Below are 21,983 nucleotides of genomic sequence, written 5' to 3'. Positions count from 1 at the left end.
CGTAGTGGTCGCTCTTGCCTGCACCCCGACGAGGCGCGTAGCCACGCCGCCCCTCAGCCTGATCTTGCCGCGAAATCGATAATCTATCTGCGATTACGGTACCGTGCTCCGGAAATCCGGCAGATTACCTTAGGTCCGGCTGCTTGAATGAGTCAAAAAAAAGAGGCGTCATGTGCTGTAGGGCGGTGGTGCCCCGTCAGGGCTTCGAAGCGCGAAGCCGATCGAAAGCTGCGCAGGTTACCCATGGTGACATCGAGGGGACGAGCTTTCCACGAATTCCAGCGAATGCACCGCACTGCATGGTATGCGTGGTGGTCGCTGTGCCTCGCCCTGACAGCTTCTCCTGCCTGGGCGCAGGCGCCGGCAGCGCCGCCCGCCAATGCACAGGAATTCGAATGCGTGATCGAGCCGCAACAGGTCGTCAAGCTTGCGAGCCCTGTGGTCGGATTGATCGCGCGCCTTGATGTCGACCGGGGCGATATCGTCCGGAAGGGCCAGGTCGTCGGCAAGATCGAGGATGGCGTCGAAGTGGCGAACCTGGCGCTCGCACGTGCTCGGGCAACCAATGACGCGGCCGTCAAATCGGCCGAAGCGCGCGTGCAGTTCCTGCGCAGCAAGTATGATCGATTGGACAAGCTCCACAGCCGGGCGATCAGTTCGCTTGCCTCGCTTGAAGAAATCGAGGCCGAGGTCGGCGTCGCCGAGCAGCAACTCAAGGAGGCGCGCCTCAATCTGAGCATCGCCCGTCTCGAAGTGGCCCATGCGGAAGAGGTCTTGAACCAGCGAACGCTGCGAAGCCCGATCGACGGTGTGGTGGTCGAGCGCCTCCTCGTTCCGGGCGAATATCGCAACGACCAGAGTCCGGTTCTCACGCTGGCGCAGATCGATCCACTGAGGGTCGAAGTCTTCGTGCCCTCCGCTCGCTTCGGGCAGATCCTTGTCGGCAGCAAGGCCGAGGTGCGTCCGGAACAGCCGATCGGCGGCGTCCATGATGCGCTCGTGACCGTGGTCGATCATGTGCTCGACGCGGCAAGCGGGACATTCGGCGTGCGCCTGGCTTTGCCGAACCCGCAATTGACGCTGCCGGCAGGTATCCGTTGCAAAGTCACATTCGCAACGCAGATTCCCGATGCGCCCCCGACCTTGGCAGCTGGCGACAGGTCGACAAAGAAGTAGCTGCGTCGCAGTACCTGAAGGCCCCTACCCGGCAATGCGCGCCGAGGCCGTCCTATCCTGCCCGTTTACGGGCCAACGCCCTGCAGTTCGTCAGACATATGCCATCGCGTACCGTTCATCCGCCCGATGCGCGCGCATTCCGAGTTTGACTGAGTTCTCTGGAGAATCAATCCCTTGGCGGGATGATGGCGGACAGGGAGTCCGCGTAATTGAACTGCCACGGCACGACGGCACCTGCATTTCGTGGAAAACCATGCGGAACAGAACGGGAAACCATTGCCTGAACCTGTCATGCCGTGCCACACAATGACCACCGCCCGGTGGGGCTAAAGGTGGGGTAGCCGGTGGGCCGCCAAATCAACAAACTGTCCGCTCGCGGTGTCGCGACGCTGACCGAGCCAGGGCGTCATAGCGACGGCGGCGGGCTTTATCTCGTCGTCGATGCGAGCGGAGCCAAGCGCTGGCTCTTCATGTTTCGATGGGGCGGGAGCCGCAAGGAGATGGGGCTAGGCGGCCTGAGTGCCGTCGGCCTGGCCGACGCGCGCGACAAAGCCGCCGAAGCACGAAAGCTTCTGGACGCCGGCACAAATCCGATTGAGGCGAGAAAGGAAGCCGCAGCAGAGGCGAGCCGCAACGCTGTCTCTACCTTCGGGGAATTCGCAGAAATTCTGATCGAGGACATCAGATCGGGATTTCGGAACACCAAGCATCAGGCGCAGTGGCTATCATCGCTCAAGACGCATGCTGCGTGCCTCTGGCCTCTTTCCATTAACGAGGTCGGGACGGAGCATGTGCTGGACGTGCTCAAGCCGATCTGGAAGACGAAGCAGGAAACGGCGTCCCGAGTCCGCGGCCGGATAGAACGCATCCTTGATGCCGCGAAGGCCAAAGGAAAACGAACCGGCGAGAATCCTGCTCGCTGGAGAGGTCATCTCGACAAATTGTTGCCCAAGCGCTCAAGGCTCGCACGCGGGCATCATCCCGCCATGGCCTATGACGATGTTCCCGCCTTCGTGAAGGATCTGCGCGAGCGTGATGCGATTGCCGCCCGCGCCCTGGAGTTCCTGATCCTCACGGCTTCTCGAACTGGCGAGGTTCGCGGCGCGACCTGGGATGAGGTCGATCTTGATCGCGGAATCTGGACCGTGCCGGCGGCCAGAATGAAGGCTGAGCGAATTCATCGTGTGCCGTTGACGGCCCGCGCTCTCGATATTGCCCGCGCCATGCACCAGGCGCGCGAGAATGACTTCGTCTTTCCCGGCGCCCGGAAGAACAGGCCGTTATCAAGCCACGCCATTCTCATGCTCATGCGGCGGATGGACAAAGAGCAATTCACGCCGCACGGCTTCCGCAGCTCTTTCCGCGATTGGGCGGGCGAATGCACGTCCTTCCCACGTGAGATTGCCGAGGCCGCGTTGGCGCATGTCGTCGGTGACGAAACTGAGCGCGCTTATCGGCGCGGTGATGCGCTGATGAAGCGGCGGAAGCTCATGGACGCGTGGGCCGGGTATCTCAGCACTGCAAAAGCCAAGGCAGACAACGTGACGCCAATCCGCGCACAAGCAGGATAGGTCCGAAACGGGCGGGGATAGGCCGGCCAGCCGACAAGTCAGGGCGCACCACCTGATTTCCCCGTCCTACACTCAGGTGCGTCGCGGGGTGCGACGAGAATGGTAACAACACGACCCGAATTGCTTTGGACGAACGAAGCTAGTTGGCCCAACCAGCCAACTGGCCTGCTCTTTACCGTTCCAGCGATTGACCGCATCGGCCGACAAATGTTTGGGATCGAGTGGAAAATCGCTGAATTCCTTGAGGAAGCCGATCCTCTACCACCAGCTTCGATTGATGGCGTTGATAGGTTTTGGAGGAATATCGTCCATCGCACCCTTAAGGAGACTCATGGTTCTTATGAACCATCGCTCGGCCACGATCCACGGCAGCAGGTCTCTGCCCTTGGTCCACTTGGCTCTAGGCTTGGCTCCAGCCTAGCTTCCCTAGGTCAGCTCGCCGTGGCCGAGCCGATCCCTCAAATTGCAGATCTCGGAAGGCAGCAAGACCTAGTCTATCTCTTTACGGACGCCGAATGGTCGGAAGCCAGACGGATTATCCACGATAAGAACGACCGGAAGTGGCCTGCTGCCGGTTTCGTGGACACCGAGATTAGGTGTTTCATGAAACCGGAGGTGGCGTATGCGGCGAAGACAGTTTGGGCGTGAGTTCAAGATCGAGGCGGTCCGCCTGATCAAGGATCGCGGAGTGAGTGTGGCGCAGGCGTCTCGGGACCTGGATGTCCATGAGAACCAGCTGCGCAAATGGGTGAAGCTCTTTTCTGCCGATCCTGCGCAGGCCTTTCCCGGCCACGGTCAGATGAAGCCGGAGCAGCTTGAGATCGAGAGGCTGCGGCGGGAGGTGGCCAAGCTCAAGGCGGAGCGCGATATTCTAAAAAAGGCCGCAGCCTACTTCGCGAAGGACGTGACATGAGGTTCACGTTCATTGCGAAGCACCGGGGGATCTGGCCGGTGGCGTGGCTTTGCGAAGCGCTGGATGTGTCGCGCTCGGGCTTTCATGCCTGGCTCAACCGATCGCCGAGCCGGCGTGCGCGCGACGACGCGGAGATTGGCGCCAGGGTCCGGGCAAGCTTCCTTGGTTCGGATCGCACCTATGGTGCCAGGCGCGTCTGGCGGGACGTGCTGGCGGAAGGCATCGATTGCGGCCTGCATCGCATCGAACGGCTGATGCGCGCACAAGCTTTGCGCGCCAGGCCGCGTCGGCGCAGCCTGCCCAAGGATGATGGCCAACGATCGGCCATCGCCCCGAATACGCTCGGCCGGGAGTTCCACGCCGAACGGCCCAACCAGCGCTGGATCGCGGACTTCACCTACATATGGACCGCGGAGGGTTGGCTGTACGTTGCGGCCGTCATCGACCTCTTCTCCCGCCGGGTGGTGGGCTGGTCGATGAAGGCCGAGATGACCGCTCAACTCGTGACCGATGCGCTGATGATGGCGATCTGGCGCCGGGGAAAGCCGGATGCCCTGCTGCACCATTCGGACCAGGGCAGCCAGTATGCCAGCGAGCAGTTCCAGAAGCTCATGGCCGACAACGGCGTCACCTGCTCGATGAGCCGCTCGGGCAATGTCTGGGACAATGCCGCGATGGAGAGCTTCTTCTCCTCGCTCAAAACCGAGCGGATCAGAGGCAGGGTCTACCGAACACGCGACGATGCTCGTGCCGACGTGTTCGATTACATCGAGCGGTTCTATAACGCCGTTCGCAGACACTCGACCATCGGCTACATCAGCCCGGTCGAGTTCGAAAAGAAGGTGGGATTAGCTTAACCGACTGTCCACGAAACCGGCAGCAGGCCAGTCGGCAATCCGACTGTCTCAGCCAGCCCCGCTGATCTGCTGGAAGACAGGGCGAAGACAGTTCCTGACCTGATCGCGCTGGCCAACGTGCTTGATACCCTCGTCACTATCGCCAACGCCTTCACCTCGACGAGCCGGATGGAGGAGCAGCGTGGCGTCCTGAATGCCGCCGGCAGCGAGATCGACGACATCACCGATATTCTGGTGGAGCGCCATCTTAACGTGATGGATCGGCTTCGCGATGCGCGGGCGGTCACGAAGAGCCAAGCCGAGGGCCGGGCCTGCGCTCTCCTCCGCTGGGATCTGGAATGCACCCAGGACGTGACCGACGTAGCGCTCGCAGCGGTCCGCAAAGAGATGCCCGAACGGTTCTGATCGAACCGGCAACCCCGAAGGCGCCCTATCGGCGCCGAAACGACCAACTTTCAATCGCTGGAGAACCTCCCAATGCTGAACGCCACCGTTCGGGCAGCCGCTGCCGGCTTGTCTTCTGCCCTCTTCGACCGCCGCCGCATGCTCCTCGGGCTTGCCGCCGCATCCACCGCTGCCGCTGGCCCTGTTGCCTTGGCCGGCGAGAATGCACCCACGGAAGACCCGGCGCTCATGCAGCTCGGGGATTTGACGGAAGCCATCGCGAACGCGCAGCGGACTGCTCGCGACGAGCTGGCGAAGATTTACGCCGAATGGGACCCGAAGCTCCCCGCCGTCCCAGCGGAGATCAAGTTCAAGCGACACTCGTTTGACGACCGGGGGAGTTGGGAGAAACGCCTGGACGGCGCCGCCCGGCACTGGGGCGACGATAATCGCGACGGCGTCCTCACAGTCGAAGGTGCTGAGCACAAAGTTACGTGGACGAAAGAATATCTCGCCCAGCCGCCCCGCTTCAAATCCGCTTCCGGGCAGGCTCGCCACGAAAGATGGATGGGCAAGCTGCGCGTGAATCTCGCTCAGGAAGAGGCCGCGCTGAAACTCGCCAAACGGTACCACGGCGAGTTCACCAGCGTGCTCAAGGCGTCAGGGTACGAGCCCGCCCGGAAACGTCTTACCGCGGCCGAGGATGCGCTGAACCAGCACGTAACCGCCATCATGAAGCACGAGGCCCAGACGATGGCCGGCGTGATGATTCAGGCCCAGGCCATCGAGGCCACTCGCCAGATGCCGGCCTACGTGATGGCCATCGAAGGCAGCCGGGAGCGCTGGGCCGCACGGCTGGCCGCCGCAATCCTTCGCATTGCCGGCTCGGCTGCCTGACAGCCGCATGGACCCCTACCCCCTCCCTTCTTTGAGGAGTGCTCTCGCATGAGCCCCATTCGGATCAATAGCCGCCGCGGCAAGGGCAAGCCCGCACGCTCCTACGGCGTGAAGCCCGTCAGCCTCCCGACATTCTCGTTCTATGGCCATCTGCCGGTCGTCTATGTCGACGGCGAACTGGTCATCGGGCGCCGGGTCATTCCTTGGGAGCCACGCCGATGACGACACATCCCGATCCTGTCTTCGCAGCGATCGAGCGTTGGCGCCCGCTGTGGGCAGCGTTCATGGCGGCCTGCGATATCGAGGATGACGCAGCTCGCGATGCCGCTGCCAAGGTAACCATCGGCCCCGCCCATGTGTCGCTCCGAGATATCTACAAAACCGAGCCGACAACGCCGGCCGCGCTGCTGGCGATGATGACCGTCATGCTGGAAGCGGACGGAGACCATCTCAACCTCAACGACCCCGAGAACCCGGAAGTGCTGGACGATGGGGAGCGCGGCCTGATCGCGGTCTTTCACTACGCCAAGCGCATGTTGGAGCAGATGCAATGAGCCTGGTTGATCTTCGCTCCATCCCCATGACCGTCCTGCTCTCGGAGGCAGACGGGCCACTTTCCGATGCCGAGCGGGCAGCCGTTGAAACCATCCTGCGTGAGGTCGCGGGCATGCTGGGCAAAACCCCCGCTGCGCTCGGAAGCATACGACGACGCCTCGGCATTATCGTGGATTGCCTCATAGCCATTGCTGACTCGATCGACGGGGACGCCGAATTGGAAGACGGCTGCGACGCCGAAGTCGTCTGCGAGGACGAGGGCGCGCAGTGCGATGACGAGGGGAGCGATAGCGATTTCGAGCCTTCCGTGCCGCGTCTAACAGCCGGAGCGCAGGGAGCGTAAGGGTTAGCGGCGTTACCGAGTCCGTCGCCGCCTCAATCGACGCCATCTCCGACCTGAAGAGACCGGACCTGCCCAGGTGTGAGCGTCATCGACGGATGATCAGGGGTAGTGATGTATCCATCAGTCTGAATACCGAGCCGAGCGATGGCCTGATAAGCCGACACTGGTAGCGCCGCGCATTGCTGAGCGGTCAGCATCACTTCGTCCGACGATGGACCGGCCGCAACCGAACTCGTGATAGCTGCCGAAAGAATTACAATCGCTACGAGCTGCTTCATTGGTGCCTCCGTAGCTGGTCTGGTGCGCCAATAGCGGAACCGCTTGGCAACGGCGGGGTTCCGTTCGAGAAACTGACGGCCGCTAGATTGCCTCGCTCCGTCGAGGTCGTCCGACCCTGGGGCGTTTCCTCTATACAGTTGTCTTTGCTGGTTCCGGCCGGCGGGCTCTTTTCGGGCATTTCGAAGGTGATTTGGCGGCAACGGAACTGCTGAGTGCATGAGCGGTTTTCTTGTCCAGCTGGGGCAACCAGGAGATCGATCGATGAGAAAGATCATTCTTGCTGCCGCTGTTGTGATGCTGCCGGTTATGGCATTCGCCCAGAATCCGGAGGGCGCTCGTGGGGGAGCTGCGGGCGGCGCTGTCGGAGGAGCGGCTGGCGGAGCAGCGGTTGGAGGCCCTGCCGGGGCGGCTGCGGGTGCCGTTGGTGGCGCCGTGGCTGGAGCTATCGTCGGTAGCCAAACACCGCGCTTCAAGACCTATGTCAGGGAACACGAGGTGCCGTCGTACAGCTACCGCGAGGAGGTCCGAGTTGGGGCCGTCCTGCCAGAGCGCGGCGTGACCTATCGCGAAATTCCGGCCGAGTATGGCGCTCGCAAGGGGTACAGATACACGGTGGTCAACGACCACACCGTCGTTGTAGAGCCCAGAACTCGAAAGATCATCCAGGTGATCGAATAAGCCCTGACAGGCCGCAGAGAATCGCCCGGCCTCTAAGCGAGGCCGGGCATTTTCGTCAAACGGTTCCGTGCGAGCCTTTGCTCTTGCTGCCACCGAACGCCACGACATCGGGTGCTAGGATGTCCTGTCTTTCCGCCCATGAGGCGAATAACCCTTTGGCAGTTTCCGGTTCGATTTCGCCGCGCACAGCAGCCAGGCAAGCCTTCGTGGCCAGCTCGTGGGCAGGATCTCGCTTATGTTTCGGCCAATCCGCCAGGAACATGTAGGCGTCCATTGCGCCGGTCACTGCCGTCGGATGCCCCAAGCCGGTTAGGATGACGACGGGACGTTCGAACTCATCGGAAGGCAGTACTGCCATAGCCACATTCTCCTCGAAGCAACATGGGTCTGGTCCCGGGCAGCCAAGAAGGCGCCTGGAAACGACGATTTAGGTGCTCGGGATTCAGTTTTTCAAGACCTGTCTCGGGTCTGGTATTTGTCGTTTCCCTCTGCCGGTGGGCGCTCTCACGATCCGATCGGACGTTGTCCTTTTGCCCGAGCTTTGGTCGCGCGGCTGCAGAAATCCTCTCGGATCGATGTGAGATCCTTTTCATCCATTTCTTCGAGATCGAGCAGTTCCTCGCGTGCGCCCTCCAGCTTCAGGATCAGCTCGTCGAGCTTGATCTGCATGGCGGCGGTGTCGCGGTTCTGGCTGTTCTGGATGATGAAGACCATCAGGAAGGTGATGATGGTGGTCGAAGTATTGATGACGAGCTGCCAGGTGTCGTTGAAGCCGAAGACTGGGCCAGAGGCGCCCCAGATAACGATGAGCACCACGGCAGCGAAGAATGTAACCGGCTTTCCAGTCCACGTCGCGACTGTCTGTGCCAAACGCGTAAAAAGCGAGGCGCGGTTGTTCTTATGGATCAGGTATTTCGTGTAGTCGTGCATCACTCGCCCTCTGGGCCTGCTTGGCGCCCGGTTGAGGCCGAACGCCAAGCTGCGATTAGGCCGCAACAGCTTGCTTGTTCGCGGAGGTGGTGCCGAGTTTCGTGAGTAGCTGGTCCGTCTTTTCTTCCTCGCCCAAGGTCTGATCGAGAAGCTTGACGGCGTCCTTGAGCCCCATCTGTTGAGCCCAGGCCTTCAATGTCCCGTATCGGGCGATTTCGTAGTGCTCTACGGCCTGCGCGGCCGCGACGAGACCAGCGTCGAGAGCGGGACTGCCCTCGAATTCCTCGATGATGCCTTTGCCTTCCTCGATGATGCCGAGAATGGCGTCGCATGTCTTGCCGCGAGGGGCCTTGCCGAGGATGTCGAAGACCTCCGTAAGCCGCTCGACGTGCCCCTCGGTCTGGTCGCGATGGGTTTCGAATGCCTGCTTCAGTTCGGGGGAATTCGCCGCCTTCGCCATCTTCGGTAGCGCCCTCAGGATCTGCTTCTCGGCGTAGTAGATGTCCTTGAGGGTATCGAGGAATAGGTCGTCGAGCTTCTTAGGTTCGGTCGCCATGGGTCATCTCCTCGTTGGGGGTGAAGCCCTCTTAACAATGCTGCATTGCTAAGGTTCCGAAGCGGTTCGACGGGCCGTGAGGCGCCTGGCGAGGTGCTTAGCCGATCCAACAAAAATGCTCCTCCTGCAGTTTGCGTCCGACGCAAGTCGCCTATGAAGCGTAGCCGGTGTAGATCCGAATTTGACGAAGGGATGGAGTGACTTAGCTCAATGCCCTCCGTGTCCTTGGTCTCTCTCTTTTCCTGGAACAGTCGGAGAGTGACGTCGTTGGTTCATCAGTGGATGCATTCGCGTCCACGATCCTGAAAATCCAGAAATGGAGTCAGACGATGGCTAATCAGTCAGGCCGCGGATTCGCCGGCATGGACGAAGACAAGCAGCACGACATCGCCCGCAAGGGCGGACAGAGTGTTCCGTCTGAAAAGCGGAGCTTCTCCCAGGACCATGAACTCGCATCCGAGGCAGGAAAGCGTGGTGGCGAACAAAGCCACGGTGGTCGTTCGCAGCAGAGCGCTTCAAGTAACGATCGACAGCAGCATGGGGCATCCGGCCACCGCGGCGGTCCGAGAAACTTTGCCGAGGATCGACAGAAGGCAGCCGAGGCAGGAAGGAAAGGCGGCCAGCGTTAGCTAGGTCTCCCTGCCGAAGTCAGGGCCCGGCTCCGATAGGAGCCGGGTTTTTTGTTGCTCTGCAGGACGGAACCCCGGGGCCGCACGTTGCGTTTTGTGCCGGTCTTGTTCGATTTTCCTGTGCGCCAATGGGTTCGAACCGCGCTGATGACGCCTTCATCCTGCTGCGCAATGCGGCCGATGTCGCTCGCGCAAAGGCTGCACTAGAAAAATCGTGGGCGCTGCTGCGCGGAAGCATTCCCAAGGATCGGCGAGCGCTCGATCGGAAGCGTCTGACCTACATCGTAGTCAGTTGCGCCCTTGCGACGAATGACCCCGACAATCTGATTTTCATGGTGATGAAGCGTTTCGACCGTATGCGCGATGACCGCTTTTCATCGTGATTGCGTCAAGCGACGTCGTGGCAGTGCTGAGCCAGCGCCTCGACATATTGCCTGCGTGTTTCGGCCGTGTTGGGGAGGCCGCGCTCAGCGAGCCAGGCGAGGAATTCGTCAGGGCGGATCGTGACAATTTCCAGTGCCCGCCCGCGAGCGAGCCAGGCATTCATGACGGTCACCGCATTGCGGTGCCAATCATCATAGTCGGACGGCATCTCGTCGCGGTCATGCGCCAGCTCCCACAGCTTGGCGAAATCCTCGCGCTCGTACCAGGGCAGAGCGACCGTATAGGCATCCACGGTAGGCTTCATGTCGAAGGCCTAACTCCACGCAACGCGCAGGATTGAGAGGTTGGAAGATCGACCATAGTGCGTGGTTAACGTTGCGACATGTCAACCGACATCAACGGTACGGTCGGTTTGCGGTGCATAGGTGGGCTCCGGCGGCGCAAGAGCAAACACGGCGAGAATTGCGATCAACCCCGCGACGACGAGCCAGATCCAGAATTCGATTGGGGGACGGCGTCTTCGCATTCGCACGAAATGCGGCACAGGGTTGGATGTTCCCCTGCCGCTCGGTCGGAGAATTGTTGGCGGCGTCGGAACCGTTCCTTCGCAATCGAGGTTATTCAATCGCGTCAGCTTCCCCATTTGCGGGCGCACACCTGAGGGAGCCGACCTCCAATCTGCTCCCTCTTTCTACCGCCGATCAGGATGCGAGCCGCGGATGTACCGGCCGCGGCTGATCGGGCGGTAGAGCATCAGTTTAGTGGCGACCGTTCGGCTGCGCGCGACGACGGTCATAAAGGCCCGGCACTCCCCACGGAGGCCGGGCCTTCTCATTCAGACTTGGCCTTACAGCGGCTTCAACCCTGCAGAGAGAGATCAAGCGCGTCGCGAGCTTCGAATGTCTTGAAGGTTGTTCCGTTACTCCTAAATCATCCCGTCGTAGGCATGATAGGGGAAAGGAGACATGCCGTTTTCGTCGTTGAGTGATCCGGCCGACCTTGCTCGGGCCTATGCGGCGCTTGAAGCCGTCTGGAACGAGGTGCGGCATTCCGTTCCAGAGGCAGACCACGAGAGGGAGCGGACGAAAATCGCCTATATCGTGGCATCCTGCGCTCCATTGGCGCTCGATGAAGAGGATCTGAAGCAGAACGTCCTGCTTCAATATCGTCAGTCAGCGCTGAGTTGACGTCGCACCCGCCGGCCTCATCCGGCGGGGCTTTCCGATCCAGGAGCTTCACGTCCTCAGCGACTTGTCCGCTAGGAAGCTGACGCACTCCGCCGACGCGCGGACGCGGGCGGTGCAATGTGTTCCCGTCCAAGACCAATCGACTTGGCCAGCTTCGATCGTATCTCAGCATAATTCGGAGCAACCATCGGGTAGTCGTGGGGCAATCCCCACTTTTCGCGGTACTGAGCGGGCGTCAGCTGGTATTTGACGTTCAAATGACGGCGAAGGGATTTAAACTTCAGTCCGTCCTCAAGGCAGATGATCCAATCCGGCGTGATCGATTTTCTAATTGGTACCGCAGGAACTGGTTTGGCTGGTTGAGGCACTGAGCCAATAGACCTCAGAGCAGCATGCGTCTGCTCAATCAAACCGGACAATTCAGATTGCGGGACATGATTGTGCTGGACATAAGCAGCAACAATCATAGCTGACAGGTCCAGATGCTTTCTATTTTCGTGCGGCACTGCAATCGCCTTCTAATGTTCTTGCCCTCGCAGGAGGTAATACCAAACAGTTTCGACAACGCAACGTGACCAAGGGGCAGATCACAGCACGTCTCGGGTATCTCAAAATTGATGGAACTTGCCCGCTAGCTAAGCGTTGGGGCCTCCAAAAATTGGAGGCGATGATGCGGCGCGTTTCGTTTCTGTCGGCGTTGTTTTCGGCCGTGGGAATCACGGAGGTGTTAGCCTCGCCAACAATCCCGGTTGTCTGGATGGGGGATGCCCAATGGCTATTTGCCGCAATATCAGCCGCTCTCGCGGCAATAGCCTTTGAGACCGGGGACTACTGAATTTCCGGCCGTGGATCTCATAGATTCGCTGCCGATAGGAGCAGTCTGGGAATTCAGCGATAGATTGCGTTGAGCGCCTCAATAATGCGGTTGTGGTCGGCATAGAGCGGTGGGACGTCCGCCGAAACGAACCAGTCGGCGGTGTCAGCATCATCACCAGCAATCAGAACCGGGCGATCGGCTTGATCCGACAGTTCCACTAGGACCGCGCCCGAGATGATCCGGCTGCGCGGATCTCGATCGACCGCATCGAATGCGACCGGCTGGTATATCCGACTGATCAGGTCAGCACCCGCTTCCAGGTCGATGCCAGCTTCTTCCTTGAACTCGCGCAGCGCACACTGTTGGAAGGTCTCCCCCTCGTCAAGGAAGCCGCCAGGCAAGGCCCAGAGACCGTCCCTCCTGCGCCGAATCAGCGCGATTTCACCGCGATGCCACACCACGGCGTCAGCCGTCAGGTGCGGTCCCTTGCCGTATTTCGCCTCGTAAACTGGATCAGGCATTTCTTCCCTTCTATTGCCGAGCCCCGGTGCGAATGATCCACACTCCAAAGCCGCGGCCGCGCTGAATGATGCTTTGAAAGCGCGTTGGAACCAGCGACTGCTGATCAAGGCCGATAGCACTGACAACTTGATCCGTGCGACTCAAAAGGCTGCTATTTCGAACCCCGCTTCTTTCGATCATCCCTGACTGGCTCCGCCGCCCCCTTTGTTGACCGAATGAGCGTCGCAATAGCCAGCGGCGGTTTGCCCGACTTCTCAGAAATGGCCTGGTCCTGCTCCTCAATGGCGGCTCGCGCTGGCTCATCACCATCAAGTCCGCCAAGCAGTGCAGTCGGAACGCGCCGGTTCGATGTTCTCGAGCCGTCTTCATAGACGACATCGAACATCGTGAACTCGGTATCGAGAGCTTTGGATTTCGTGCGCTTAGCCATGCTGGTCTTTCGTCGAGAGCGTTCCATCGCGGGCAGACAATCGGCAGGATTGGCCGCAGCGCGCTTCCTGGACCTTGAAAGCCCAGCAAGATCAAAGAAAATTTTGCGGTGGGGTAAATAGTGGGGCGCCGCTCATTCGGCGGAGGTTATTCAATTAAATTTCAACTGCTTAAGCAGAATAAGTGGCGGACAGGGAGGGATTTGAACCCCCGATACCCTTGCAGGTATGCCGCATTTCGAGTGCGGTGCATTCAACCACTCTGCCACCTGTCCGCAGTCGCTTTCGGTCGAAGCGGGGTGCTTACTACACAAGCCGCCCGCAGGGGGCAAGCCTCCCGGGCAGGAGAAATCCACCATTCCCCGCTGCTTTCGCTTGACCTGCCGAGGTCATGCGACTATCGAGCACCGTCCGGCGCGGGGAAACTCGCGCCTGATCTCTTTTGGCCTGTGCGCTGCGTCGCGGGCTGGCAAGAGCAAACCAGACCACGCAACCGACTGCCAAAAAGCCGTCCCGCTGGCTGCCTTCCGGAGGCCGTGACAGGACGGGGCCGAACATGGAGGACAAAATGTTCGCAGTCATCAAGACCGGCGGGAAGCAGTTCCGCGTCGCCGCCAACGACAAGATCACTGTTGCCAAGATCGAGGGCAACGCGGGCGACACCGTCGCTTTCGACTCCGTGCTGATGCTCACCGAAGGTGAGAAGACCACGCTCGACGCCAAGGCTCTCTCCGAGATCACCGTCGCCGGTGAGATCGTCGAGCAGGCCCGTGGCGAGAAGGTCATCGCCTTCAAGAAGCGCCGCCGCCAGAATTCCAAGCGCAAGCGCGGCTTCCGCGCCGAGCTGACCGTCATCCGCATCACCGACATCCTCACCGGCGGCAAGAAGCCGGAGATGAAGAAGGCCGATGCCGCCGCTGCCCCGGTCGCCGCCAAGGCGAAGGCTGCCCCGAAGGCCGCCAAGGCCGAGGCCGGCGAGGAAGCCGAGAAGCCGAAGAAGGCCGCCGCCAAGAAGGCTCCGGCCAAGAAGGCGGCCAAGGACGAGTCGTCCAACGCCTAAGGTCGGGTTTCCCGGCGTCGATATCCACGCCGGATCATCATTGCAGGGGCTCGCGCCCTGGTCTGTCACTCCTGACAGAATGGTGTTCCGGCATTTCGTATCCGAGACGGGTGGTCTTCGCCGCCGATTCGGGTTACAGAGACACGACAAGTTTTGAGGTAGGGCGTTATGGCTCACAAAAAGGCAGGCGGCTCGTCGCGTAACGGCCGCGATTCAGAAAGCAAGCGACTCGGCGTGAAGCGCTTTGGCGATCAGGCCGTCGTGGCCGGCAACATCATTATTCGTCAGCGCGGCACGAAGTGGCATGCCGGCGCCAATGTCGGCATGGGTAAAGACCATACCCTTTTTGCCACGACGAACGGCCGCGTCCGATTCACGACGAAACTCGGCCGAGCTTTCGTCAACGTAGTCCCGGCCCAAGAGGCCGCAGAGTAAAAGGCGGATAGGGAAATCTCTCGATCCGCCGGTTCCATCGAACCGAACGGATCAAGGGTTGAAGGCCCGAAACGGGTCTCCCGAAGGTCAGCGAAGGGGAGATGGGACCAAAGTCCCAGCTCCCTTTTTTCGTTTGCGCCGACGGAGAGACACAATGTTCCCCGAATTGACCCGCGACGATGTCTTCCGGCTCGAGACCCGGCGTCTCTGGCTGCGTTGGCCCCGCATGGCCGATGCCAACGCCATCCTTCGCCAGGCTGGCGACAAGGCGGTAGCGGAGATGACGGCATCGATCCCACATCCCTACCCGCCCGAGGCGGTGGAGCCTTTCATCTTCGCGATGCGCAAGGGCAATGCCCTGGGCGAGCATCTCGCCCTGGCGATCACCCCGCGCTCGAAGCCCAACGAGCTGATCGGCATGATCGGCGCGCACCGGCAGGCAACCGGCGTGCCCTTCGTCGGCTACTGGCTCGGCACCCAGCACTGGGGCAAGGGCTATGCCACCGAGGCCGTGCAGGGCCTGATCGACACGCTGTTCTCGCTCGTCGACATCCCGGCGATCGAGGCCGACACGCGCGTCATCAACCCCGCCTCGCGGCGGGTGCTGGAGAAGTCCGGCTTCCGTGCCGAAGGCTCGTTCCTGAAGTCGCTGCCGGCTCGCGGCGGGCTCTTCCCGTGCGAGCAGTTCCGGCTCGACCGCTCGACCTGGGCGGCGCTGAAGAGCTGGAGCGCCAGCGGCTGGGCCCATGCGCCCGGCCTGGCGGATGAGGCAGCCGACGAGCCGGAGGCAGAGCTTCCGCCCCGGCTCCAGCAGTCGCAGTCACAGGCCGAGCCCTGCCCGGCCTGATGAATGAGAAAGCGATGGTCGGTCGGATCCGGTCCTTGCTTCCCGCTCCCTCTAAACGAAATGCCCGGCTCATCGCCGGGCATTTCTCGTTTGTGTCGTTGAGACAGTCGGCCGCTGGCCGGCGGTGTCACTTCACGAAGGTGCCATGCAACTCGTCCTCGATATGCACGCGGATGATCTCCTCGAAATTTGCTTCGGCCTTGAACCCGAGCGCCAGCGCCCGCTGCGGGTTGAAGTTGCGCGGCCAGCCCGCGACGATCTTGTCGATCACCGGGTCGGTCTCGCGTTTGATCCGCTTCACCACATTCTCGCCCGCGACCTTGCGCAGAGTCTCGATCTGCTCGGCGACCGTGCAGGAATAGCCCGGCATCGTCAGTGCCCGACGCGGACCGATGGCCGCGGTGTCCATCGTCGCCGCGTGGATCAGGAAGCCGACGGCGGAGCGTGGCGAGGCATGCCAGTGACGCACCTGATCGGAGACCGGCAGCACCGCCTCCTCGCCATTCAAGGGTTCGCGGATGATGTTGGAAAAGAAGCCCGACGCCGCCTTGTTCGGCTTGCCCGGACGCACGCAGATCGTCGGCAGGCGAATGCCGACGCCGTCGAAGAAGCCGCGCCGCGAATAATCGCAAAGCAGGAGCTCGCCGATTGCCTTCTGCGTGCCGTAGCTCGTTAGCGGCGTGGTGAAGAACTCGTCCTCGATCTTCTCGTGGAACGGTGCACCGAAGACCGCGACGGAGGAGGTGAACACGAGGCGCGGAGTATAGCCCTCCGCCTTGCGGATCGCCTCGAACAGATAGCGCGTACCGTCGAGATTGATCCGGTAGCCCTTGTCGAAATTGGCTTCCGCCTCGCCGGAGACGACCGCTGCCAGGTGAATGATGACTTCAGGCCGCGTCGCGATGAGCTTCTCTGCCTCGCCCGGGATGGAGAGGTCGGAGACGACCGTCTCGAAATCGAAGGGTGCAGCGGGCGGCGGCGAGGCCGGCACCACATCCTGCGCCGTCACGCGGGTGACCGGCTTGCCGCCGAGGCCGCCGTCGCGGGCCAGCCGCTCGATGAATTTGCGCCCGACCATGCCGGCGCCGCCGAGAACGAGGATATGCACCCTTACCTCCTTGGAATGTTGGCGGCATCGGGCCGCCGAAGCGACCCGATGTCGAACCTAGCGTCAGAGCGCGAAGCCACCGTCGGCGAGATGGATCTGGCCGGTGGTGTAGGTCGACTCGTCGGAGGCGAGATAGACCGCGAGCCAGGCGATCTCCTCCGCCGTGCCGAGCCGGCCCATCGGCTGGCGGTCGATGAAGGCCTGACGGGCGGCAGCCTCGGTTGTCTTCGTCGCCTTGGCGAGGTCGACGATACGCTGGTCGAGCGAAGGCGACTGGATGGTACCCGGGCAGACCGCGTTGGCACGGACGCCCTTCTTGATGTAGTCGGCCGCGACCGCCTTGGTGAGCCCGATCACCGCCGCCTTGGTCGCGCCATAGGCATAACGGTTCGGGATGCCGCGCACCGAGCCGGCGCCCGAGGCGATGTTGACGATCGAGCCGGCCCCCTTCGCCAGCATGCCCGGCAGGAACGCCTGGATCGTGCGATGCATCGACTTGACGTTGAGATCGAAGGAGAAATCCCAGGCCTTGTCGTCGGTATCGAGCACCGTGCCGTGGTGCACGAAGCCGGCGGCGTTGACGAGGATATCGATCGGCCCGACCTTCTCGGCGAAGGCGTTGACGGCCTTGGTCGAGAGCACGTCGAGCTTGCGCTTCTTCGCTTTGGGAATGCCCTCGAGCAGCGCGACATCCTTGTCCGTCGCCCAGACCGTAGCACCTTCCGCGACGAAGGCCTCCGCGATGGCACGGCCGATGCCCTGCCCCGCTGCGGTAACGACCGCGACCTTGCCCTTCAAACGACCCGCCATGCTTTCGTCCTCTTTTTAGCCGGCTTTAGAAAACGTCTTACGCATATGGGTGAGGCGCCGGTCGGCCATGTCCTCATGATGCGTGATGGTGAAGCCCAGGCGCTCATACCAGCCGATGCGCTGGGTGAGCTTCGCATGGGTGTAGAGATGGACGGAATCATAGCCGAGCGCCCGCCCCCGCTCGTCGGCGAAGGCCATCAGCGCCGCGCCGAGCTTGCGGCCCGCGGCTTCAGGCGCGACGGCAATGCTCCAGACAGTGAAATCCGAGGGCTCGACCTCGAGCACCAGGGCAGCGTCCAGGCCGCTGTCGCCATCGACGAGCCAGACCTCGTGCGCAGCCAGCACCTCGTTGTAGTCGGCGATGCGCGGCAGCGAAGGCACGCCGATGATCGCCTCGTTCGGCAGATAGGCCGCCTCCGTCAGCGCGACGATGGCGGGTATATCGGCGGGCGTGGCGCGGCGCGGCGTCATCGTCAGGCGCCGGCCTTGGCGAGATCGGCGAGGGAGGCCTTCTGCCGGCCCTGCGCATCGAAATTCTCGGGCGCAAGCCAGGCACGGAAGGCGCGTGCACGCGCCGGCCATTCGGAATCGAGGATCGAGAACCAGGCGGTGTCACGGTTCTCGCCCTTCACCACCATGTGCTGGCGGAACAGCCCCTCATATTGGAAGCCGAAACGCAGGGCCGCCCGCTTCGAGGGCTCGTTCAGGTTGTTGCACTTCCATTCATAGCGGCGATAGCCGAGCGAGAAGCCGTAGTCGCCGACGAGATAGATCGCCTCCGTCGCCACCCGCGTGCGCTGCAGCGCCGGCGAATAGGTAATCCAGCCGACCTCGAAGACGCCGTTCTCCGGGCGGATCTCCATGATCCAGAGATGGCCCTTGGCTTTGCCGTCGGCCTTGTCGATCACGGCGAGCGGCACGATTCCGGCCTTGGCCACCATCGAATCGAGCAGCGCGCGGTATTCGTCCTTGTCCTTGGGCGGACGGGCCGGCAGCCAGTCCCACATCGCATCGTGGCCGGCCGCTGCCGCCCAGATGTCGTCGAGGTGGCGCGCAACGTCCAGCGGTTCCAGCCGGCAATAGCGCCCTTCCAGCACCTTCGCCGGCGGAAACGGCACAGGCTTCCAGTCTTGCAGCGACGTCATGGCTTTCCCTTCCCGCGCCAGCCGGTCAAATCCTGCCGAACCTCCCAGCCCGCACCGAGTTCGGCCGCGACCGCATGGGCGATCGCATGGCCCTCGGCTTCCCAGGCCAGCCGTTCGACCTCGTTGGGAAAATCCGAGGCGGTCTCGTCATCCTCGTCATAGATGGCGTCGAATGCGTCCATCCAGGTCTCGAGCCGGTCGGCCAGCGCCTCGGACAGCCCGATATCCTCGGCATCGACGGCCCGGCGGCGGCCCTTGGCGTCGAACTGCCAAAGCCCGCTATGGCCGAGCCATTCCGGCGCGATCAGGACCGAGCTGCCGCTCATGAACGCGCCTTGAGATCGTCCGTGAAGAAGGAATTGAGGGGAGCGGACGGCCCGTTATCGGCAAAGCCCTTGAAGCTGCCCTCCTCTGCGATCAGCCGCGTCGCCTCGATGAAGGCGGCCCAGGCTGCCCGCGCCAACGCGGCACCGATCGAGATGCGGCGTCCACCGGCCGCCGCGATATCGGCGACGGTGAGACCGAAATCGCCATAGACCAGCAAGTTGACCGGCTTGCCGCCCGCAGCCGCCACGATCGTCTTGATCTGGTCGACCGTCTTCGGCCCCGGCGCATAGAGCACATCGGCACCTGCGGCCGCATAGGCCTCGATCCGTCGTGCCGCTTCCTTCAGCGGCTCGGGGTGACCGGTCAGGAAGCATTCGGCCCGCGCCGTCAGCAGCACGCCGGAGCCGGTCTCGTCGACAGCCTTGCGGGCCGCCTTGATGCGGTCGACCGCGAGCTCGAACGGATAGAGCGGATCGTCGTCCCGCCCCGTCGCATCCTCGATCGAGAGCCCCGCGACGCCAGTCGCCACGCAGAGCTTCACATTGGCCGCGACGCCATCGGGCGTATCGGCATAGCCATTCTCGAAATCAGCATTGATCGGCAGGTCGGGCACCGCCTTCACCAGCTCCGCGATGTGAGCGAGCATCATGTCGCGCGGCACGTCCTGGTCGGCGCGTCCTTGCGTGAAGGCGAAGCCGGCGCTGGTCGAGGCCAGCGCCTTGAAGCCCTGCCCGCGCAGCCAGCGCGCGGAGCCGAAGTCCCAGGGGTTCGGCATGACGAAGCAGCCGGCCTCGTGCAGCTTGCGGAAGGTTTCGACTTGAGGGGAATAGCTCATTTTAAATCGTTTCAGATCAGCCAGAGCTGCGGGCTGGCATAGTGTCGGGAGCCGGCCCATTTGTCAGCCCCATCCGTGCGCATTAGCCGGCAGGGGCCGTTGCGCCGACGGAATAGCGTGTCATTCAGACGAACATGCTGCGGCGCGGAGTACCGCAGCACAGATGCGGGAATCGTCTGCCCGGAAAGGCGCCCATCCGTCGCGGTTGAGGACGGGCGCCTTCGCGTCTGCGGCTCCATTCCTGCGCAGCGGCATCATGTGCCGACGCGCGCACGGGATTTATGGTCGCGCTCAGTGATTGTCGCGCGGCACGCCGAACTTCTTGTTGATCTTCTGGTACTTGACCGCCGGCTTGAGGACCATGCCCTCGGAGAGCTCGTCGACGATCTTGCGCTGGATCTCCTGCCAGGGCGTCTGGCTCTTCGGGTATTTGTAGCCGCCAGCCGCCTTGAACGCGGCCTTGCGCTCGGCCAGCTCCTCATCCGAGATCAGGATGTTTGCGGTCCGCTTCTTGAGGTCGATGCGCACCTTGTCGCCGGTCTTGAGCAAGGCAAGCCCGCCGCCCGTCGCCGCTTCCGGCGAGGCGTTGAGGATCGAAGGCGAGCCCGAGGTGCCGGACTGGCGTCCATCGCCGACGCAGGCCAACGCGGTGACGCCCTTCTTGATGAGGTAATCCGGCGGCCGCATGTTCACCACCTCGGCCGCACCCGGATACCCGATCGGCCCGACGCCACGGATGAACAGGACGCAGTGCTCGTCGATGGCGAGCGCCGGATCATCGATGCGGTGGTGATAATCCTCCGGCCCGTCGAAGACGATGGCGCGGCCCTCGAAGGCCATCGGGTCCTTCGGATTCTCCAGATAGCGCTTGCGGAATTCCGGCGTGATCACGCTGGTCTTCATGATCGCCGAGTCGAACAGGTTGCCGGAGAGATTGAGGAACCCGGCCTCCTTCTTCATCGGCTCGTCATAGGCCTTGATGACCTCGCGATCGCCCGAGAAGGCCCCGGCGCAGTTCTCTTCATGGGTACGACCGTTGGCGGTGATGGCCGGCTTGAGCTTGCCCTTGGCCAGCAGCTCCGCGATCACCGCGGGCAGGCCACCAGCGCGGTAGTAGTCCTCGCCGAGATACTCGCCGGCAGGCTGCATGTTGACGAGGAGCGGCGTGTCGTAGCCGATCTTCGTCCAGTCCTCGTTGTCGAGCTTGACGCCAATATGCTTGGCGATGGCGTTGACGTGCACCGGAGCGTTGGTCGAACCGCCGATCGCCGAATTGATGACGATGGTGTTCTCGAAGGCCTCGCGCGTCAGGATGTCGGAAGGCTTCAGGTCTTCCCAGACCATCTCGACGATGCGCTTGCCGGTGAGATAGGCCATCTCGTAGCGGTCACGATAAGGCGCCGGGATTGCCGCAGCCCCTGGCAGGGTCATGCCCATCGCCTCAGCCAGCGCGTTCATCGTGGAGGCCGTGCCCATGGTGTTGCAGTGGCCGGCCGATGGCGCCGAGGAAGCGACGAGGTCGACGAAGCCCTTATAGTCGATCTCGCCGGCCGCCATCATCTGGCGTGCCTTCCAGACGATCGTGCCCGAGCCGGTGCGCTCGCCGCGGAAGGAGCCGTTCAGCATCGGGCCGCCCGGCAGGGCGATCGCCGGGATGTCCACCGTCGCGGCGGCCATGATCTGCGCCGGCGTGGTCTTGTCGCAGCCGGTGGTCAGCACGACGGCATCGATCGGATAGCCGTACAGGATCTCGACGAGGCTGAGATATTGCAGGTTACGGTCGAGCGCCGCGGTCGGCCGCTTGCAGGTTTCCTGGATCGGGTGGATCGGAAACTCGAAGGGCACGCCGCCCATCTCGCGGATGCCGTCGCGGATACGCGGCGCCAGTTCGAGGTGATGGCGGTTGCACGGCGCGATGTCCGAGCCGGTCTGGGCGATGCCGATGATCGGCCGGCCCGACTGCAGCTCCTCGCGTGACAGGCCGTAATTCATCGTGCGCTCGATATAGAGCGCCGTCATGTCGGCATTGGCGGGATTGTCGAACCAAGCCTTGGAACGCAGCTGTTCCGGCTTGATGCGCCGCTTCGCCTTGCGTTTCGGGGCCACGTTGCTCTCCGGGGTCTTCGCCATCGAACGCTCCTCTCCCGCGCCGCCGTCAAAACCCTGCGGCAGCGCCCTTTTCTTTAGAACGATGCGACGATTATCCGGTCCGGCCTCGCTGCCCGCAAGGGGCTCGTCACGATAAATCATACTATTTTTCATGCGCGCTCTGCATGGTCGAAGCGCGGAAAGTTGCGCGGGCTTGCATCG

The 21,983-nt window shown here is 62.3% G+C and carries 30 protein-coding genes and 1 tRNA gene; 15 read left to right on the top strand and 16 right to left on the bottom strand.

Annotated features, from left to right (window positions below):
- Positions 1-147: 147 nt before the first annotated feature.
- The 8 genes from CE453_RS07270 (at position 148) to CE453_RS07240 (ending at position 6,696) form a co-directional block, all read left to right on the top strand.
- Positions 148-1,176 carry an efflux RND transporter periplasmic adaptor subunit gene (locus CE453_RS07270; RefSeq protein WP_089173972.1) on the top strand — a complete coding sequence of 343 codons (1,029 nt, stop codon included), beginning with the start codon at positions 148-150 and terminating at the stop codon, positions 1,174-1,176.
- A gap of 344 nt (positions 1,177-1,520) precedes the next feature.
- Complete coding sequence (locus CE453_RS07265; RefSeq protein WP_089173971.1) at positions 1,521-2,747, top strand: tyrosine-type recombinase/integrase; 1,227 nt, start codon at positions 1,521-1,523, stop codon at positions 2,745-2,747.
- Positions 2,748-3,369: 622 nt separating this feature from the next.
- A protein-coding gene (locus tag CE453_RS07260; protein WP_089173036.1) for an IS3 family transposase occupies positions 3,370-4,517 on the top strand; the annotation gives its coding sequence in 2 pieces (ribosomal slippage) (positions 3,370-3,619 and positions 3,619-4,517; 1,149 coding nt in all).
- A 117-nt stretch (positions 4,518-4,634) separates the two neighbouring features.
- Positions 4,635-4,922 carry a hypothetical protein gene (locus tag CE453_RS07255; RefSeq protein WP_089173970.1) on the top strand — a complete coding sequence of 96 codons (288 nt, stop codon included), beginning with the start codon at positions 4,635-4,637 and terminating at the stop codon, positions 4,920-4,922.
- A 72-nt stretch (positions 4,923-4,994) separates the two neighbouring features.
- Positions 4,995-5,798, top strand: a complete 804-nt coding sequence (locus tag CE453_RS07250; protein ID WP_089173969.1) for a hypothetical protein — start codon at positions 4,995-4,997, stop codon at positions 5,796-5,798.
- A gap of 48 nt (positions 5,799-5,846) precedes the next feature.
- Entirely contained in the window at positions 5,847-6,020 is a 174-nt protein-coding gene (locus CE453_RS28470; protein WP_157732933.1) for a hypothetical protein, read from the top strand.
- Entirely contained in the window at positions 6,017-6,352 is a 336-nt protein-coding gene (locus tag CE453_RS07245) for a hypothetical protein (protein WP_089173968.1), read from the top strand. Before CE453_RS28470 ends, CE453_RS07245 begins: the two co-directional genes overlap by 4 nt.
- A complete protein-coding gene (locus CE453_RS07240) occupies positions 6,349-6,696 on the top strand; it encodes a hypothetical protein (protein WP_089173967.1) in 348 nt (115 codons plus the stop codon). Before CE453_RS07245 ends, CE453_RS07240 begins: the two co-directional genes overlap by 4 nt.
- A 32-nt stretch (positions 6,697-6,728) precedes the next feature.
- On the opposite strand, the gene CE453_RS28465 is transcribed toward CE453_RS07240, so the two are convergent.
- On the bottom strand, positions 6,729-6,974 hold the full coding sequence (locus CE453_RS28465; RefSeq protein WP_157732932.1) for a hypothetical protein: 246 nt from the start codon (positions 6,972-6,974) through the stop codon (positions 6,729-6,731).
- Between the two features lie 262 nt (positions 6,975-7,236).
- On the opposite strand from CE453_RS28465, the gene CE453_RS07235 reads away from it, so the two are divergent.
- A complete protein-coding gene (locus CE453_RS07235) occupies positions 7,237-7,653 on the top strand; it encodes a DUF1236 domain-containing protein (RefSeq protein ID WP_089173966.1) in 417 nt (138 codons plus the stop codon).
- 55 nt (positions 7,654-7,708) lie between these two features.
- Here CE453_RS07235 and CE453_RS07230 read toward each other — a convergent pair whose 3' ends face one another.
- The 3 genes from CE453_RS07230 to CE453_RS07220 all read right to left on the bottom strand — a co-directional run bounded on the left by CE453_RS07230 (position 7,709) and on the right by CE453_RS07220 (position 9,139).
- Positions 7,709-8,011 (bottom strand): DUF982 domain-containing protein, encoded by a 303-nt coding sequence (locus CE453_RS07230; RefSeq protein ID WP_472840981.1) that lies wholly within the window; start codon positions 8,009-8,011, stop codon positions 7,709-7,711.
- A 146-nt stretch (positions 8,012-8,157) separates the two neighbouring features.
- On the bottom strand, positions 8,158-8,583 hold the full coding sequence (locus CE453_RS07225; protein ID WP_089173965.1) for a low affinity iron permease family protein: 426 nt from the start codon (positions 8,581-8,583) through the stop codon (positions 8,158-8,160).
- A 55-nt stretch (positions 8,584-8,638) separates the two neighbouring features.
- Positions 8,639-9,139: a YciE/YciF ferroxidase family protein gene (locus CE453_RS07220; RefSeq protein WP_089173964.1), complete on the bottom strand. Its 501-nt coding sequence runs from the start codon at positions 9,137-9,139 to the stop codon at positions 8,639-8,641.
- 362 nt (positions 9,140-9,501) lie between these two features.
- Between CE453_RS07220 and CE453_RS07215 the strand changes: the two genes are divergently transcribed.
- Both CE453_RS07215 and CE453_RS07210 read left to right on the top strand, forming a co-directional pair.
- A complete protein-coding gene (locus tag CE453_RS07215; RefSeq protein ID WP_472840980.1) occupies positions 9,502-9,768 on the top strand; it encodes a con-10 family general stress protein in 267 nt (88 codons plus the stop codon).
- A gap of 128 nt (positions 9,769-9,896) precedes the next feature.
- Positions 9,897-10,151 (top strand): hypothetical protein, encoded by a 255-nt coding sequence (locus CE453_RS07210; RefSeq protein WP_089173963.1) that lies wholly within the window; start codon positions 9,897-9,899, stop codon positions 10,149-10,151.
- Positions 10,152-10,156: 5 nt separating this feature from the next.
- Here CE453_RS07210 and CE453_RS07205 read toward each other — a convergent pair whose 3' ends face one another.
- Complete coding sequence (locus CE453_RS07205; RefSeq protein ID WP_157732931.1) at positions 10,157-10,456, bottom strand: hypothetical protein; 300 nt, start codon at positions 10,454-10,456, stop codon at positions 10,157-10,159.
- A gap of 661 nt (positions 10,457-11,117) precedes the next feature.
- Here CE453_RS07205 and CE453_RS07200 point away from each other — a divergent pair.
- Positions 11,118-11,339 carry a hypothetical protein gene (locus tag CE453_RS07200; RefSeq protein ID WP_089173961.1) on the top strand — a complete coding sequence of 74 codons (222 nt, stop codon included), beginning with the start codon at positions 11,118-11,120 and terminating at the stop codon, positions 11,337-11,339.
- Between the two features lie 71 nt (positions 11,340-11,410).
- Here CE453_RS07200 and CE453_RS07195 read toward each other — a convergent pair whose 3' ends face one another.
- The 4 genes from CE453_RS07195 to CE453_RS07180 form a co-directional block, all read right to left on the bottom strand.
- Positions 11,411-11,845: a Ros/MucR family transcriptional regulator gene (locus tag CE453_RS07195; protein WP_282568775.1), complete on the bottom strand. Its 435-nt coding sequence runs from the start codon at positions 11,843-11,845 to the stop codon at positions 11,411-11,413.
- A 382-nt stretch (positions 11,846-12,227) separates the two neighbouring features.
- Positions 12,228-12,677, bottom strand: a complete 450-nt coding sequence (locus tag CE453_RS07190) for an NUDIX domain-containing protein (protein ID WP_089173959.1) — start codon at positions 12,675-12,677, stop codon at positions 12,228-12,230.
- A gap of 152 nt (positions 12,678-12,829) precedes the next feature.
- Positions 12,830-13,108 carry a hypothetical protein gene (locus CE453_RS07185; RefSeq protein ID WP_089173958.1) on the bottom strand — a complete coding sequence of 93 codons (279 nt, stop codon included), beginning with the start codon at positions 13,106-13,108 and terminating at the stop codon, positions 12,830-12,832.
- A 183-nt stretch (positions 13,109-13,291) separates the two neighbouring features.
- A tRNA-Ser gene (locus CE453_RS07180) sits at positions 13,292-13,381 on the bottom strand.
- Positions 13,382-13,674: 293 nt separating this feature from the next.
- Here CE453_RS07180 and rplU point away from each other — a divergent pair.
- From rplU to CE453_RS07165, 3 genes are all read left to right on the top strand, one after another.
- Positions 13,675-14,166 carry a 50S ribosomal protein L21 gene (gene rplU / locus CE453_RS07175; RefSeq protein ID WP_089173957.1) on the top strand — a complete coding sequence of 164 codons (492 nt, stop codon included), beginning with the start codon at positions 13,675-13,677 and terminating at the stop codon, positions 14,164-14,166.
- 168 nt (positions 14,167-14,334) lie between these two features.
- Positions 14,335-14,601 (top strand): 50S ribosomal protein L27, encoded by a 267-nt coding sequence (gene rpmA, locus CE453_RS07170; protein ID WP_038363769.1) that lies wholly within the window; start codon positions 14,335-14,337, stop codon positions 14,599-14,601.
- 154 nt (positions 14,602-14,755) lie between these two features.
- Positions 14,756-15,448: a GNAT family N-acetyltransferase gene (locus CE453_RS07165; protein ID WP_089173956.1), complete on the top strand. Its 693-nt coding sequence runs from the start codon at positions 14,756-14,758 to the stop codon at positions 15,446-15,448.
- A 127-nt stretch (positions 15,449-15,575) separates the two neighbouring features.
- Here the strand turns inward: CE453_RS07165 and denD are convergent, their stop codons facing one another.
- The 7 genes from denD to CE453_RS07130 form a co-directional block, all read right to left on the bottom strand.
- Complete coding sequence (gene denD, locus CE453_RS07160; protein WP_089173955.1) at positions 15,576-16,556, bottom strand: D-erythronate dehydrogenase; 981 nt, start codon at positions 16,554-16,556, stop codon at positions 15,576-15,578.
- A 63-nt stretch (positions 16,557-16,619) separates the two neighbouring features.
- The gene (locus tag CE453_RS07155; RefSeq protein ID WP_089173954.1) at positions 16,620-17,366 is read right to left on the bottom strand and encodes an SDR family oxidoreductase; all 747 of its coding nucleotides are present in this window, start codon (positions 17,364-17,366) and stop codon (positions 16,620-16,622) included.
- Between the two features lie 15 nt (positions 17,367-17,381).
- Positions 17,382-17,837 (bottom strand): GNAT family N-acetyltransferase, encoded by a 456-nt coding sequence (locus tag CE453_RS07150; protein WP_157732930.1) that lies wholly within the window; start codon positions 17,835-17,837, stop codon positions 17,382-17,384.
- A gap of 2 nt (positions 17,838-17,839) precedes the next feature.
- Positions 17,840-18,511 carry a GNAT family N-acetyltransferase gene (locus CE453_RS07145; protein WP_089173952.1) on the bottom strand — a complete coding sequence of 224 codons (672 nt, stop codon included), beginning with the start codon at positions 18,509-18,511 and terminating at the stop codon, positions 17,840-17,842.
- On the bottom strand, positions 18,508-18,837 hold the full coding sequence (locus tag CE453_RS07140) for a hypothetical protein (RefSeq protein ID WP_089173951.1): 330 nt from the start codon (positions 18,835-18,837) through the stop codon (positions 18,508-18,510). The genes CE453_RS07145 and CE453_RS07140 overlap by 4 nt, the downstream gene beginning before the upstream one ends.
- Positions 18,834-19,673, bottom strand: a complete 840-nt coding sequence (locus tag CE453_RS07135) for an isocitrate lyase/PEP mutase family protein (protein WP_089173950.1) — start codon at positions 19,671-19,673, stop codon at positions 18,834-18,836. The genes CE453_RS07140 and CE453_RS07135 overlap by 4 nt, the downstream gene beginning before the upstream one ends.
- A gap of 291 nt (positions 19,674-19,964) precedes the next feature.
- Complete coding sequence (locus tag CE453_RS07130; protein ID WP_089177759.1) at positions 19,965-21,803, bottom strand: IlvD/Edd family dehydratase; 1,839 nt, start codon at positions 21,801-21,803, stop codon at positions 19,965-19,967.
- Positions 21,804-21,983 lie beyond the last annotated feature (180 nt).

This window comes from Bosea sp. AS-1 (genome assembly GCF_002220095.1).
Taxonomy (GTDB): domain Bacteria; phylum Pseudomonadota; class Alphaproteobacteria; order Rhizobiales; family Beijerinckiaceae; genus Allobosea.
The sequence above is the reverse complement of the archived record's forward strand: the minus strand, read 5'-3'. Positions and strand labels throughout refer to the sequence as shown.

Excerpts from the sequence above, each read along its gene's own strand:
- rpmA (WP_038363769.1), top strand. The coding sequence starts at position 14,335 with ATGGCTCACAAAAAGGCAGGCGGCTCGTCGCGTAACGGCCGCGATTCA.
- CE453_RS07145 (WP_089173952.1), bottom strand. The coding sequence starts at position 18,511 with ATGACGTCGCTGCAAGACTGGAAGCCTGTGCCGTTTCCGCCGGCGAAG.
- CE453_RS07235 (WP_089173966.1), top strand. The coding sequence starts at position 7,237 with ATGAGAAAGATCATTCTTGCTGCCGCTGTTGTGATGCTGCCGGTTATG.
- CE453_RS28470 (WP_157732933.1), top strand. The coding sequence starts at position 5,847 with ATGAGCCCCATTCGGATCAATAGCCGCCGCGGCAAGGGCAAGCCCGCA.
- CE453_RS07200 (WP_089173961.1), top strand. The coding sequence starts at position 11,118 with ATGCCGTTTTCGTCGTTGAGTGATCCGGCCGACCTTGCTCGGGCCTAT.
- CE453_RS28465 (WP_157732932.1), bottom strand. The coding sequence starts at position 6,974 with ATGAAGCAGCTCGTAGCGATTGTAATTCTTTCGGCAGCTATCACGAGT.
- CE453_RS07165 (WP_089173956.1), top strand. The coding sequence starts at position 14,756 with ATGTTCCCCGAATTGACCCGCGACGATGTCTTCCGGCTCGAGACCCGG.
- CE453_RS07150 (WP_157732930.1), bottom strand. The coding sequence starts at position 17,837 with ATGACGCCGCGCCGCGCCACGCCCGCCGATATACCCGCCATCGTCGCG.
- CE453_RS07135 (WP_089173950.1), bottom strand. The coding sequence starts at position 19,673 with ATGAGCTATTCCCCTCAAGTCGAAACCTTCCGCAAGCTGCACGAGGCC.
- CE453_RS07245 (WP_089173968.1), top strand. The coding sequence starts at position 6,017 with ATGACGACACATCCCGATCCTGTCTTCGCAGCGATCGAGCGTTGGCGC.
- CE453_RS07130 (WP_089177759.1), bottom strand. The coding sequence starts at position 21,803 with ATGGCGAAGACCCCGGAGAGCAACGTGGCCCCGAAACGCAAGGCGAAG.
- CE453_RS07220 (WP_089173964.1), bottom strand. The coding sequence starts at position 9,139 with ATGGCGACCGAACCTAAGAAGCTCGACGACCTATTCCTCGATACCCTC.
- CE453_RS07270 (WP_089173972.1), top strand. The coding sequence starts at position 148 with ATGAGTCAAAAAAAAGAGGCGTCATGTGCTGTAGGGCGGTGGTGCCCC.
- CE453_RS07185 (WP_089173958.1), bottom strand. The coding sequence starts at position 13,108 with ATGGCTAAGCGCACGAAATCCAAAGCTCTCGATACCGAGTTCACGATG.
- CE453_RS07230 (WP_472840981.1), bottom strand. The coding sequence starts at position 8,011 with ATGGCAGTACTGCCTTCCGATGAGTTCGAACGTCCCGTCGTCATCCTA.
- CE453_RS07250 (WP_089173969.1), top strand. The coding sequence starts at position 4,995 with ATGCTGAACGCCACCGTTCGGGCAGCCGCTGCCGGCTTGTCTTCTGCC.
- CE453_RS07240 (WP_089173967.1), top strand. The coding sequence starts at position 6,349 with ATGAGCCTGGTTGATCTTCGCTCCATCCCCATGACCGTCCTGCTCTCG.
- CE453_RS07205 (WP_157732931.1), bottom strand. The coding sequence starts at position 10,456 with ATGAAGCCTACCGTGGATGCCTATACGGTCGCTCTGCCCTGGTACGAG.
- rplU (WP_089173957.1), top strand. The coding sequence starts at position 13,675 with ATGTTCGCAGTCATCAAGACCGGCGGGAAGCAGTTCCGCGTCGCCGCC.
- CE453_RS07210 (WP_089173963.1), top strand. The coding sequence starts at position 9,897 with ATGGGTTCGAACCGCGCTGATGACGCCTTCATCCTGCTGCGCAATGCG.
- CE453_RS07190 (WP_089173959.1), bottom strand. The coding sequence starts at position 12,677 with ATGCCTGATCCAGTTTACGAGGCGAAATACGGCAAGGGACCGCACCTG.
- CE453_RS07155 (WP_089173954.1), bottom strand. The coding sequence starts at position 17,366 with ATGGCGGGTCGTTTGAAGGGCAAGGTCGCGGTCGTTACCGCAGCGGGG.
- CE453_RS07225 (WP_089173965.1), bottom strand. The coding sequence starts at position 8,583 with ATGCACGACTACACGAAATACCTGATCCATAAGAACAACCGCGCCTCG.
- CE453_RS07215 (WP_472840980.1), top strand. The coding sequence starts at position 9,502 with ATGGACGAAGACAAGCAGCACGACATCGCCCGCAAGGGCGGACAGAGT.
- CE453_RS07140 (WP_089173951.1), bottom strand. The coding sequence starts at position 18,837 with ATGAGCGGCAGCTCGGTCCTGATCGCGCCGGAATGGCTCGGCCATAGC.